Genomic DNA, 13,383 nt, shown 5'->3' with positions numbered 1-13,383 from the left:
GCAGGCAAGAGGTAAAGACTGTGGAAGCACATCTGTTGGAATGGCTCAACCTGAGCGTGCGTTGGGTACATATGATCACTGGTGTGGCCTGGATCGGCGCATCGTTCTATTTCGTCTGGCTGGAGAACAACCTCAACCGCGTCAACCCCAAGGACGGCCTGTCCGGCGACCTCTGGGCGATTCACGGCGGTGGTATCTATCACCTGGAAAAATACAAGCTGGCACCGCCCTCGATGCCGGAGAACCTGCACTGGTTCAAATGGGAAGCCTACTTCACCTGGATGTCCGGGATTGCCCTGCTGTGCCTGGTGTTCTACTTCAACCCGATGCTCTACCTGGTTGCCCCCGGCAGCGGCCTGACCGGCCCTGAAGGCGTGGCCATCGGTATCGGTGCGTTGATCGCCGGCTGGTTCGTCTATGACTTCCTCTGCGATTCGCCACTGGGCAAGAAACCCGCCCTGCTCGGCTTCATCCTGTTCCTCCTGCTGATCGGCGCTGCCTATGGCTTCAGCAAGGTGTTCAGTGGCCGTGGCGCGTACCTGCATGTGGGCGCCATCATCGGCACCATCATGGTGGGCAACGTGTTCCGCATCATCATGCCGGCCCAGCGCGCGCTGGTGGCAGCGATCGCGGAAAACCGCACCCCCGACCCGACCCTGCCGGCCAAGGGCCTGCTGCGCTCGCGTCACAACAACTACTTCACCCTGCCCGTGCTGTTCATCATGATCAGCAACCACTTCCCGAGCACCTACGGCAGCCAGTACAACTGGTTGATCCTGGCCGGGATCGCGGTCCTGGCGGTATTGGTGCGTCATTACTTCAACACCCGTCATGACAGCCACAAGTTCGCCTGGACCCTGCCCGTCGCGGCACTGGGCATGATCTGCCTGGCCTACGTGACCGGCCCGACCCCAGCGCCAAGCGCTCCGGAAGTGGCCAAGGCCCAGACCCAGTACCAGCCATTGCCGGAAACCGCCCTGGGCGGCAAGCCGGCAACCTCGGCTGCGACAGAGGCACCGGCACCGGCCGCTCCAGCCGCTGCGGCAACGGCTCCGGCCAGCGCCCCGGCGCAGGCGGCCAATGCCGGCCCGTCCTTCGACAAGGTGCATAGCGTGATCCAGGAGCGTTGCGCGGTCTGCCATTCGGCCAAGCCCACCAGCCCCCTGTTCAGCGCAGCACCTGCCGGGGTGATGTTCGACACTCCTGAGCAGATCCGCCTGCAAGCCGCGCGGATCCAGGCCCAGGCCGTCGCCAGCCAGATCATGCCGCTGGGCAACATCACCCAGATGACCCAGCAGGAACGCGAGCTGGTCGGTGCCTGGATTACCCAGGGAGCCCAGACCAACTGATCAGCCTGGTACCCGGCTGATTCGCGAGCAAGCTCGCTCCTACAGAACCGCAATTGTCTGTAGGAGCGGGCTTTCTTGCCATCAGTCAGAAGATTCGCCTGTTGCAAACACGTTGCGCGTAAAGACGCAGCGGTTAAATCACAAGAATAAAAAGATCCGAGGTGTTGCATGTCCGATTCATCCGAACAGTGCGTCCCCGATGCGCCCGCCATTCAGCGCTTGCCCTTCCTGCAACTGATCCTGGTCGGTCTGCAGCACGTCCTGCTGATGTATGGCGGTGCAATCGCGGTACCGCTGATCATCGGACAGGCCGCTGGCCTGAGTCGTGAAGAAATCGCCTTCCTGATCAATGCCGACCTGCTGGTTGCCGGGATCGCCACCATCGTCCAGTCAATGGGCATCGGCCCCATGGGCATTCGCATGCCGGTGATGATGGGGGCCAGCTTCGCCGCGGTGGGCAGCATGGTGGCCATGGCCGGCATGCCCGGCATCGGCATGCAGGGAATTTTCGGCGCAACCATCGCCGCCGGTTTCTTCGGCATGCTGATCGCGCCGTTCATGTCCAAGGTGGTGCGCTTCTTCCCGCCGCTGGTCACTGGCACGGTCATCACCTCGATCGGTCTCTCGCTGTTTCCCGTGGCGGTGAACTGGGCAGGCGGCGGCAGTAGCGCAGCCCAGTTCGGCTCGCCCATCTACCTGACCATCGCCGCCCTGGTGCTGGGTACCATCCTGCTGATCCACCGCTTCATGCGCGGCTTCTGGGTGAACATCTCGGTACTGATCGGCATGGGCCTGGGCTACATCCTCTGTGGCCTGATCGGTATGGTCGACCTCAGCGGCATGGCCCAGGCGCCCTGGCTGCAGGTGGTCACACCGCTGCACTTCGGCATGCCGCAGTTCCACCTGGCCCCGATCCTCTCCATGTGCCTGGTGGTGGTGATCATCTTCGTCGAGTCCACCGGGATGTTCCTGGCCCTGGGCAAGATCACCGGCCAGGAGGTCACCCCACGCATGCTGCGTCGCGGCTTGCTGTGTGATGCCGGGGCATCGTTCTTCGCTGGCTTCCTCAACACCTTCACCCACTCCTCCTTTGCCCAGAACATCGGCCTGGTGCAGATGACCGGCGTGCGCTGCCGTTCCGTGACCATGGTCGCCGGCGGCCTGCTGATCGTCCTCAGCCTGCTGCCCAAGGCGGCGTTCCTGGTGGCGTCGATTCCACCGGCGGTGCTGGGGGGCGCGGCCATCGCCATGTTCGGCATGGTGGCTGCGACCGGGATCAAGATCCTCCAGGAAGCCGACATCGCCGACCGGCGCAATCAGTTGCTGGTGGCCGTGAGCATCGGCATGGGCCTGATTCCCGTGGTGCGCCCGGAGTTCTTCGCCCACCTGCCCCTGTGGATGAGCCCCATCACCCACAGTGGCATCGCCATGGCGACCTTGAGTGCGCTGGTGCTGAACCTGCTGTTCAACATTCTCGGGGGCAGCGAGCGCGCGGCCAGCAATGCGCATCACGCCCATCAGCACTGAGTCACCAGCAGGGTGCCGGTTCGGCGCCCTGACCTTGCTTCACCGTTCATGCTTGACCGCAGCGCTCGCCTACTCAGGATCGAGCGCTGCCCATTAGACGCTGCGCCTTGAAAATAAGAACAAACAGGGAGCAACACCTATGCAGCCTGCCCAGGCTTTCCTGGCGGTGGCCGCTGGACGGCCATTAGCGCCATGCAATCCCCCTGATGGCCGCCAGTCATTGGCACTCTATTGCCCTTCAATGCGGATGCTTGCCTGAGATGGCCCGCATACCCGCCCCAAAGTGGTTGCAAGTGCGCCGTTGCGGAGCACTTGAGCCCTGCCGTGAGAGCCAGTATTCTCCGCGGCCGCGCAAGTCTGGTCTAAAAAAAAGCCCGGATGAAAAACCTGACCCAAGAGCCAACTTATCCCGGCCTGGACAGGTAACAAGGCGCAAGAAAACATCGCGAAAAACACTCTCGCCCGGCGGTATCGCTACAGCCGGACGGGAGTTTTTTGCTTTTTTTCGGCCTTGGCTCAGCTCTTGCTAACAGCAACAAAGCTGACCGATCGGATGGTTTTTTGCAGCAACGAAAAAAGGCGCCAAACCAGAGCGCCAAGCCAAAAAAACGTGGAACTACCTACTTGGGAGCAACCGAATGAAACCGATGTGCAAGAGCCTGATGTTGGCCGCCAGCTTGCTGGCCGGGGGGCAGGCCGTGGCTGGCGACCTGTTGCAATGGCAGAACAACAGCCTGACTTACTTGTATGGCAAGAACTTCGAAGTTAACCCGCAGATTCAACAGACGGTCACTTTCGAACATGCCGATGCCTGGAAGTACGGGGATAACTTTTTCTTCCTCGACCGCATCTTCTATAACGGCAAGGAAGACGGCAACGTCGGCCCGGACACTTACTACGGCGAGTTCACGCCACGCCTGTCGTTCGGCAAGATCTTCGACCAGAAACTTGAATTCGGCCCGATCAAGGACGTGCTCCTGGCGTTCACCTACGAGTTTGGCGAAGGTGACAACGAGTCCTACCTGATCGGCCCGGGCTTCGACCTGGCAGTCCCTGGCTTCGACTATTTCCAGCTGAACTTCTACCAGCGCCACACCGAGGGCAGCCGCCCGGGCGACAACGTCTGGCAGATCACGCCAGTGTGGTCCTACACCATTCCCGTGGGCCGTTCGGACATCCTGATCGACGGCTACATGGACTGGGTGGTGGACAACGACCAGAACGCCAAGGGTACCTACCACGCCAACCTGCACTTCAACCCGCAGATCAAGTACGACCTGGGCAAGGCGCTGAATTGGGGCGCCAAGCAGCTGTACGTCGGCTTCGAGTACGACTACTGGAAGAACAAGTACGGTATCGAGGACTCGCGCAACTTCGAAACCAACCAGGACACCGCCAGCCTGCTGGTCAAGTACCACTTCTGATGCTTGGCTGATGCCGCCTGCGCCCCTCCATGGAGGGGCGCAGGCGGTATTTGCCATCAGGCAATGCGTGAACCGGAATCCCGCCAGAATGCCGGATCGGCACTCTTGAGCCGCTCCACCGCGTTATGGATGTGGCTCAGCGCCGCTTGCCTCGCCCCTTCGACATCCCGCGCCGCAATCGCCCGATAGACCGCCAGATGCTCGGCACGCACCGTGCGCGCCAGATCCTTGCGCCGTTCCTCATTGGAGCGGGTGATACGAATCGCTTCCTTGATGAATTGCGCAATGAATTCATGCAGGGAGGGGTACAGCGGGTTACCGGTGGCCTGGGAAATCGACAGGTGGAACGCCAGGTCCTGCTCCACCCCATCCTGACCCGCCTGCTCGGCGCTATCGATAGCCAGCAGCGCCTGATGAATCGCCTCTAACTGCGAAGGGGTATGGCGCTGGGCCGCCAGGGCCGCCGCCTCGCCTTCGATACCACGACGCAGTTCAGTGACCCTGAGCACCGCCTCGATCGAGCCACGTACGTCCAGGTCGATAGTGAACGCCTTGATATGGGCGCCCTCGCACACCACGGTGCCGCTGCCTTGGCGCACCTCCACCAGGCCCGCCGACTTCAAGCGCGATATGGCCTCGCGGATGACGGTGCGGCTGACGCCGAAACGCTCGCACAGAACCGGTTCGGTGGGCAGGCGCGCTCCCGGCAGGACTTCGCCATTGGCGATGTGTGCCTTGAGCGCCGCAGTCACCTGGTCCGCCAGCGTGCCCTTGGCCGAATCCTTGAGCGTCGCCAGGGAATCGGCGGCGGGGAAAGCGTTATCAGGCTTGGACATGGGCATCTCGGTAGTCAAATTGGCTAACGGTACTGCATTTCAGGCACGCCGTCCTGCCCGAAGCCCGCCATTGAATTCGTATGATGTATTATGTTATCTAAGCCATGTCAGCAAGTCCGATAAAAACAAAATCACCCAAATACAAGAAACAAGGATGGGTAAAGACATGCCTGAATCACTGTCGCAAACCGCCTCGGCCCCGGTCACCGCCTCCTTCGAGGACCTGGCCTACCGTAAAGTCGCCTGGCGCATCCTGCCGCTACTGTTGCTGTGCTACCTGGTGGCCTACCTTGACCGGGTCAACGTCGGCTTCGCCAAGCTGCAGATGTCCGAAGACCTGCAGTTTTCCGAAGCGGTCTATGGCCTGGGCGCCGGGATCTTCTTCATTGCCTACTTTCTGGTGGAGATCCCCAGCAACCTGATCCTGCATCGAGTCGGCGCGCGGCTGTGGATCGCGCGCATCATGATCAGTTGGGGCCTCATTTCCTCGTGCATGGCCTTCGTCAGCACCCCCACTTCCTTCTATGTCATGCGCTTTCTGCTGGGCATCGCCGAGGCCGGGTTCTACCCGGGGGTGATCCTCTACCTGTCGTACTGGTTCCCCTCCAACCGCCGCGGCAAGATGTACGCACTGTTCGCTACCGCCGTGCCGCTTTCGGGGCTGATCGGCGCACCGCTATCCGGGTGGATCATGAGTGCCCTCAATGGCCATCACGGATTCGCCGGCTGGCAGTGGATGTTCTTTCTCGAAGGCCTGCCCTCGATTCTGGTGGGCGGCCTGGTGATCTACTGCCTCAGCGACCGGATCGCCGACGCCGGCTGGCTGACCCGGGAACAGAAGACCCTGCTGCAGAGCAGGATCGAGGCCGAAACCGACGGCCACCAGGTACACAGCGTGCGCCAAGTGTTCGGGCAGCCGCGGATCTGGCTGCTGACCGCCATCTACTTCTGCATGATCGCCGGCTTCTACACCGTCGGTTTCTGGCTGCCCTCCTTGATTCGCCAGGCAGGCGTCAGCGACGTCTTCCAGGTCGGCATGCTCACCGCGATTCCCTATGCCGCAGCGGCGCTGACCATGGTGCTGATATCCCGCAGTGCCGACCGCCTGCGCGAACGTCGCTGGCACCTGGCGCTGACCGCGGTGCTGGGTGGGGTGGGGCTGATGATTTCCGCCACCTGGAGCGACAACTTCACAGTGTCGATGATCGGCCTGACCCTGGGGGCCATGGGCGCCTTCAGCACCCTGCCACTGTTCTGGAGCCTGCCCACTGCCTTTCTCGGCGGCACCGCAGCGGCAGCCGGGATTGCCCTGATCAACTCCTGGGGCAACCTCGCCGGGTTCGTTTCACCCTACCTGATGGGCTTTCTCAAGGACCTGACCCAGAGCACCACCATCGGCATGTACGTGATGGCCAGTGCGCTGTTCGTCGGAGCCCTGCTGGTCTTCAAGATCCCCGGAAAACTGGTCAATCGCTGATAGTTGGAGTCACTCATGAATATTCTTGTCACCGGCGCCGCCGGGTTTCTCGGACGCCGCCTGATCCAGGCCCTGCTCGAGCGCGGCTCACTCACCGACCGTCACGGCCAGTTGCGCCCCATTCAGCGGATTACCGCGTTCGACCGTGAACCCGTGCAAGGCCTCGACGACCCTCGGGTCCAGGTCAAGGGTGGGGATATCACCGATCCCCAGGTCCTGGCGAACCTGATCGACGCCAACACCCAGAGCATCTTTCACCTGGCCGCAGTGGTCTCCAGCCAGGCAGAAAGCGATTTCGATCTGGGCATGCGCGTCAACTTCAGCGCCACCCAGGGACTGCTGGAACGCGCGCGACAGTTGGGTACTTGCCCGAAGTGGGTGATGACCAGCTCGGTGGCCGTCTTCGGTGGGCAACTGCCGGACACCGTCGGCGATGATCAAGTCTGGTCACCCCAGAGTTCCTATGGCACCCAAAAAGCCATGAACGACCTGCTACTGGCCGACTATAGCCGTCGCGGCTTCGTCGATGGCCGCAGCCTGCGCATGCCCACCATCGTCGTGCGCCCGGGCAAGCCGAATCTGGCGGCATCAAGCTTTGCCAGCGGCATCATCCGTGAGCCCCTCAACGGTCAGGCCAGTGTCTGCCCGGTGCCCTTGAACACCCGGCTATGGCTGATGTCACCGGCACAGGCCATTGCCAACCTGGTTCACGGTCATGAGCTGGCCGCCGAGCGCTTGAACCAGGGCCGAGTGATCAACATGCCCGGTTTGTCACAGACAGTGGAGCAGATGATCGATGCGCTGCGCGAGGTGGCCGGTGACGCAGTGGCCCGGCAGGTTCAATTGCGGCCGGATGCAGCCATCGAACGCATCGTCGGCTCTTGGCCGGGAGCGTTCAGCACACCTTATGCAAACCAACTGGGCTTCACCGCAGACCCGGACTTTGCCAGCGTGATCCGACAGTTCATCAGGGATTATCTGCATCGTTGAACAACGGACCGCCCCCAGGATGGCCTCCTTGAGCTGGAGGCCGTCCTCGCTGGGTTTGCCACAAGACCTGCAAGCACTACCAGCTGTAGCTCAGGTTCAACTGCCCGCCGTAACCGTGCTCGCTGGCGCTTCCCGAATGGCCGAATAGATGACTGGATAGCTCCACATCCCGAGCGACCCGCACCTGAGCTCCTACCTTCAGTTCCAGAGCATCCCGCGATGGCCTGGCATCGAAGCTGTTACTCCCCATCCGTACCGACGGCACCGCCTCGCTATGCAGCCAGTTGGTTTCGACAAAGGGTCGCAGCACCGATTCATCGGCCGCCTGACCAGGCTGCTGGTAGAGCCGCACGCCAATACTGGAACGCCAGGCATCGGCAGTGCCATTGCGCAACCGCGTATCCCGCAAGTCTGCGGCGCTGGCGGTATAACGGCTATAGATCAGCTGCCCGCGAGGCTCCACCACCCAGGCCCGGAAGGGAGAATCAGCGGCAAATGGCGCCAATGCATACCCGGACTCCAGAGAGGCCGACCATAGGTTCGAATCATAATCGGCGGACCCCAGTTCACTGCTCAGCCGGTTGGTATAGCGACCGTACTGCAACCAGGTGTCGACATAGGCGCCCAGCCGGTTCACGTCATCCGCATAGAAAGTGCCATACACGCCCGCCGAATAACCCGAGACCTTGCCATGGGCCTTCGCGCGAACAGCAGTATTGGTGTCGCGGCGCATCAATGTGGAGGTCGAGTCGATGCGCGCGTCGCCATAGCCCGCCATGAGCCCGGCATAGAGCGCACCTTGCGCGCCCACCGGCCGGCGCAGCAACGCCCCGCCCATCTGCACCACATCGCTGCTGGAATCGATATCGACCTTGCCTTCGGCCATGCGCATGCCCTTGTCATGCCGCCCCTGGGCCCGCATCCAGAGTCCCGAATCCTGGCGGTCGGCCCCCAGGCTGCGCTTGCTAGCACGGTCCTGCAGGCCATGGTCGAACATTGTCCTGGTGGCCTGCTGCGTGCCGATATATGCCCCGCCTTCCGGTGCCACCTGGCTGGCTTCTGAGGTCAGGTACCAGTCATTCGTGTTGCCCGAGATGCCACCTTGCAGCAGGCTGTACTCATAGCCATTGATCGAAAGGCTGCCGACGCTCCAACGATAACCGCTGGAGCCCGTGTCCAGGTAGAAGGCGTCGGCTGCGATGGTTCCGCCATTGATCGCCTGCACCAGGGGGATCCCCTCCTGCGTCAGCCCCCCCTTACCGCCAGCGTTGAGCACTCGTACTGCGGTTCGGCCACTGGCCGTTCCACCATCGATGACCAGCCGGTCGCTGGGGGACGTGTCTCCGCCCAGGTGGGTGTTGAATACCATCGTGCCATTACCGATGTAGTCGTTAACGGTCAGGGTCTGGAAACCGGCTGCGCCGAACACCAGCGTACCGTTGTTGGTCAAGGTGCCCAGTGTCGAGTCACTGCGTATGTTCCAGCGGCTGCTGTCATCGAGCAGCAGGCTGTTGATCCGCCCCCCGCTCTCGGCCCGCAGAGCCCCCGTCAATTCCGAGCCGGCGCTGAGGCTCAGGTCCACACTGCCGTTCTGGGCAAGGACATCGCCCACCAGCGTCGAGCCGCTGGCCTCGACACTGACCTGGCCGGTATCGACGGGAACATTGTTCAACATTGCCTGGCGGGTCTGCAGAAAGATGCCCCGGGCCTCCTGCCCATCGGCACGCGCAACAATGCTCGAGTTCATCAGGGTGAACTGATGATCGCCGCCACTGGCCAGCAAGCCTGCGCCATCCTGGGTACTGATCTGACTGCCGGTCAGCGAAAGGCTATTGCTCGCCGTCCCGCTGTTGACATAACTCCAGACGCCAGACGCCAGGTCCCCGTGAGTGGCCAGCCGGGAGTTCTCCAAAGTTGCCACCGCACCATTGCCCAGTGCCAGGGCGGACGCACCGTTGCCGTTGGTGATGACCTCGGTGCTACTGGCGGCCAGACGTACATCGTCCGCCCGCACGTACAGGCCATGGGCCGCTTGCCCATGGGTGACGACCTCAGACTGTGCCAGGCGCAGGTCGGCTCCCGTAGTTTGTGCCAGGGCGCCGAAGGATCCGGCGCCAAAGGTTTCAATCCTGATATTGCTCGCCTCAATGCTGGCATCGCTGTCGAACTGGTTGTACAGGTACAAACCCAGCGAATTCGCACCATGAGTGGTGATGCTGCCGTTGCTCAGCGTCGCCTGGCCGGCCCGGTTATCCAGCCCGTGGGCAAACTGGGCGCCGTAGGTGTCGATGCTGAAGCGATCGGCCACCAGCTTCGTCTCGGGCATGAACATCCATATTCCGCCTGCTTGAGCTCCAGAGGAGCTGATGCGGACGTTATTCAACGTGGCGCTGGCGGCGTCGCCATTGAGGTTGAGCCCATAGCCATTGCTGGAGCTCAGCGTTGCATCGCGAATATCGGCTGACGAGCCAACGCCGTCGAAGTCGTACCCCAGAAATACTGCGTCCTCGTGGGCGGTGAGGCTGCCGCCAAGCATCGAGAATTTGCCACCATAAAGTCGGGCGCCGGAGTAGCTGGCAGAAGTGCCATGGCTGTCGATGAAGGCCAGGCTTGACCCGGCCCCCCTGACATACAGAACCGAAGCGTCCTCGCCCGCCGTATTGATGGTGACCGCCTCCAGCGTCATTGAGGCGCGCTGGGACACCTCGGCGCCATATCCGCTGGCATTACTGGTAGAGATGCTCAGGTTACGAGCGTCCAGAGCCGTTCCCGCACCCGAGGCGACCACGCCATAGCCATAGATGCCGAGGGTGGTAATGCTGCCACCGTCAAGCGTGATACGGCCACCACCGTACGCGTAGGCACCAAATGACTGCCGGGAAGTGAGCGAGGTGCCGGTGGCGACGATTTCACTGCCAGGACCACGGGCCTCGAGCGCGTAAGTGCGGTGGCTCAGTACCTGGCTATCCACCAGAGTCACGTGTCCACCATCGCTGGCGCTGACCCCGACCGTGAAGTTGCCGCCCGGGGAACCGGCCTGGATATCAACCCCTTCGGCATTCAGGTTATTGCCCTTGGCCGAAATGTTGATCGCCGCCCCCGGGCCGTCATAGATCACGGAGTCGCCCGGATGCAGGTTCATCGAATCACCGCCAGCCGGATTGGAGAGATCAATCTGGCCGTACTCAGCAGCTCGCGCCTGGATCGACACAGCCACGAGGGACATCGTAAAAAGGCCCGACAGCGTCGAGCGGACCAATCGTTGCATGAGACTACCTACCACATTTGCGTCGCAGGCTCCTCAAGACAATGTCCACAATTGACAGCAAATGGCCGTAGAAAGCAGGAGGAACCGCGATGATGATCGACATTGATCTCCACCATCATCCAAGCGATCCCGAACCTTTGTAATCAGATTGATCTTAAAAGACTGCACCGGCACTCGGTAGCGCCGGCAATAGAGAGCAGGAAGGGCTACGCGCATTGTTCCGCACGCAGGCGCATGCATGCTCCCAAGCGGATTCAGGCCCGTGGCGCGCGCGCCAGCCCAAGGAAGCGCGCCAGCTCCTCGCGCTTGGCCAGGGCGTCACTGCGTCCCAGCTCGATCAGCTCGTTGCAGTAGGCCGCTTCAAACAGCAGATAGCTCAAGACCCCTGCGCCGCTGGTGCGGGTCGCCCCGGGCCCACGCAGGAATACACGCAACGCTGCCGGCAGCTCATGCCGATGACGAGCGGCAATCTCATCGATGGGCTGGCTGGGGGCAATCACCAGCACTTCCACTGGAGCAATGCCCAGGGCGCGGTCGGCAGCACTGCCGGGCAGCAACCGGCTGAAGTGATTGAGCCGCTCCAGCAATTCGATATCGCTTTCCAGGCTGTCAATGAAGGTGCTGTTGAGCATGTGCCCGCCAATCTGCGCCAGGGTCGGCTCCTGACCGGTATAGGTCCGCTGCCCGGCACTCTCCGGATCGTTGCCCCGCGGGTTGCCGCTGACGCCCACCACCAGCACACGGCTGGCCCCCAGGTGCAGGGCAGGGCTGATGGGCGCCGACTGGCGCACCGCCCCATCGCCGAAATACTCCTGGTCGAGCTTCACCGGCGCGAACAGCAAGGGGATCGCCGAACTGGCCAGCAAGTGATCCACCGTCAGATGGGTGGGAATGCCGATCCGTCGATGCCGCAGCCAGGGATCGATCACCCCGCCCCCTTGATAGAAGGTCACCGCCTGGCCGGATTCGTAGCCGAACGCGGTTACCGCCACAGCGTGCAATTGGCCCTGGGCAATCGCGTCGTTGATGCCCGACAGGTGCATGTGTTCGTTGAGCAGCTCGCGCAGCGGCGAGTTGTTGATCAGCGCCACCGGCACCTGGGCACCCAGCCCCAGCAGGCTGTGGCCGACAAAGCGGCTGGCCTGGCGAATGACCCCGGGCCAGTCGCTGCGCATTACCTGATCACTGCGAAAGTTGCGCCAGAACGCCGTGAGGCGCTGGATCGCCGCAGAAAAGTCCGCGGCGCCACTGGCCAGGCTGACGGCATTGATGGCCCCCGCTGAAGTGCCGACGATCACCGGGAACGGGTTGCGCGCCCCCGGGCCCAGCAACTCGGCAATCGCCGCCAGCACGCCGACTTGATAAGCGGCCCGGGCACCACCGCCGGAAAGAATCAAACCTGTTACCGGTCCAGCACTCATTGCTTCACTCCATCCATGGCGTACCAGGGCCGCTCATCAAGGCCAGAGGGTCAACCGCGCTTCTTATAGAGCTTGGGCTCGCCTGGCGGCCGGCTCTTGAAGCGACGGTGAGCCCAGAGGTACTGCTCGGGGCAGGCGCGCAAGGCGGTTTCCACCCACTGATTGATCCGCAGGCAATCCTCCTCTTCGGTGGCGCCGGGAAAATCCGTCAGGGGAGCATGGATCACCAGACGGTACCCACTGCCATCGGCCAGGCGTTCCTGGGTGAAAGGCACCACCAGCGCCTTGCCCAGGCGGGCGAACTTGCTGGTAGCGGTGACCGTCGCGGCCTGGATACCGAACAGCGGCACGAAAACGCTCTGCTTGGCGCCATAGTCCTGGTCCGGCGCATACCAGATCGCCCGTCCGGACCGCAGCAGCTTGAGCATGCCGCGCACGTCGTCGCGCTCTACCGCCAGGGAATCGAGGTTGTGGCGCTCGCGCCCGCGGCGCTGGATGAAGTCGAACAGTGGGTTCTTGTGTTCGCGGTACATGCCATCGATGGTGTGTTGCTGGCCCAGCAGCGCCGCGCCGATCTCCAGGGTGGTGAAGTGCAGGGCCATGAGAATCACCCCATGACCGTCGCGCTGGGCCTGCTTGAGGTAGTCCAGCCCTTCGACATGGGCCAGCCGAGCCAGCCGCGGCTTGGACCACCACCAGCTCATGGCCATCTCGAAGAAGGCGATCCCGGTGGAGGCGAAGTTCTCCTTGAGCAGGCGTTTGCGTTCCGCGGCGGACTTTTCCGGGAAACACAGTTCCAGGTTGCGCTTGGCAATCCGCCGGCGCTCACCGGCCACCCGGTACATCAGCGCCCCGAGGGCGCGACCGATGTGCAGCAATGCGGCATAGGGCAACTGGACGATCAGCCATAACACACCAAGCCCCAGCCACAGCGGCCAGAAACGTGGAGACAAGAATGCAGCTCGAAAACGCGGGCGATCCATTACAGATTCCGGGACAGACAACAAGGTCGCGCATTCTACATCGGTTCGACCTGGCTTGCGGGGCGCGGGCGATCTCGTTATAAGTCTCGGCACTTTTAGTGACAAGCC

The 13,383-nt window shown here is 62.4% G+C and carries 9 protein-coding genes; 5 read left to right on the top strand and 4 right to left on the bottom strand.

The window, feature by feature from the left end; translation table 11 throughout:
• The first annotated feature begins 20 nt into the window (after positions 1 to 20).
• The 3 genes from ACUXVH_RS20620 (at position 21) to ACUXVH_RS20610 (ending at position 4,300) form a co-directional block, all read left to right on the top strand.
• The gene (locus tag ACUXVH_RS20620) at positions 21 to 1,349 is read left to right on the top strand and encodes a urate hydroxylase PuuD (protein WP_019093449.1); all 1,329 of its coding nucleotides are present in this window, start codon (positions 21 to 23) and stop codon (positions 1,347 to 1,349) included.
• A gap of 168 nt (positions 1,350 to 1,517) precedes the next feature.
• Positions 1,518 to 2,876 (top strand): nucleobase:cation symporter-2 family protein, encoded by a 1,359-nt coding sequence (locus tag ACUXVH_RS20615; protein ID WP_015636603.1) that lies wholly within the window; start codon positions 1,518 to 1,520, stop codon positions 2,874 to 2,876.
• 638 nt (positions 2,877 to 3,514) lie between these two features.
• Positions 3,515 to 4,300, top strand: a complete 786-nt coding sequence (locus tag ACUXVH_RS20610) for an outer membrane protein OmpK (protein ID WP_011062642.1) — start codon at positions 3,515 to 3,517, stop codon at positions 4,298 to 4,300.
• Between the two features lie 56 nt (positions 4,301 to 4,356).
• On the opposite strand, the gene ACUXVH_RS20605 is transcribed toward ACUXVH_RS20610, so the two are convergent.
• Positions 4,357 to 5,142 carry a FadR/GntR family transcriptional regulator gene (locus tag ACUXVH_RS20605; RefSeq protein ID WP_019093447.1) on the bottom strand — a complete coding sequence of 262 codons (786 nt, stop codon included), beginning with the start codon at positions 5,140 to 5,142 and terminating at the stop codon, positions 4,357 to 4,359.
• Between the two features lie 160 nt (positions 5,143 to 5,302).
• Here ACUXVH_RS20605 and ACUXVH_RS20600 point away from each other — a divergent pair, with 160 nt between their 5' ends.
• On the top strand, positions 5,303 to 6,613 hold the full coding sequence (locus ACUXVH_RS20600) for an MFS transporter (protein WP_011062644.1): 1,311 nt from the start codon (positions 5,303 to 5,305) through the stop codon (positions 6,611 to 6,613).
• 15 nt (positions 6,614 to 6,628) lie between these two features.
• A complete protein-coding gene (gene denD / locus ACUXVH_RS20595; RefSeq protein ID WP_065365438.1) occupies positions 6,629 to 7,603 on the top strand; it encodes a D-erythronate dehydrogenase in 975 nt (324 codons plus the stop codon).
• A 76-nt stretch (positions 7,604 to 7,679) separates the two neighbouring features.
• Here the strand turns inward: denD and ACUXVH_RS20590 are convergent, their stop codons facing one another.
• The 3 genes from ACUXVH_RS20590 to ACUXVH_RS20580 all read right to left on the bottom strand — a co-directional run bounded on the left by ACUXVH_RS20590 (position 7,680) and on the right by ACUXVH_RS20580 (position 13,275).
• A complete protein-coding gene (locus tag ACUXVH_RS20590) occupies positions 7,680 to 10,871 on the bottom strand; it encodes an autotransporter family protein (RefSeq protein WP_255313445.1) in 3,192 nt (1,063 codons plus the stop codon).
• A 254-nt stretch (positions 10,872 to 11,125) separates the two neighbouring features.
• Positions 11,126 to 12,292, bottom strand: coding sequence for a patatin-like phospholipase family protein (locus ACUXVH_RS20585; RefSeq protein WP_011062647.1), 1,167 nt, complete (start codon positions 12,290 to 12,292; stop codon positions 11,126 to 11,128).
• Positions 12,293 to 12,342: 50 nt separating this feature from the next.
• On the bottom strand, positions 12,343 to 13,275 hold the full coding sequence (locus ACUXVH_RS20580) for a lipid A biosynthesis lauroyl acyltransferase (RefSeq protein ID WP_015636608.1): 933 nt from the start codon (positions 13,273 to 13,275) through the stop codon (positions 12,343 to 12,345).
• Positions 13,276 to 13,383 lie beyond the last annotated feature (108 nt).

The organism is Pseudomonas sp. 8(2025) (genome assembly GCF_052665325.1).
This window is presented reverse-complemented; position numbering and strand designations above follow the sequence as displayed.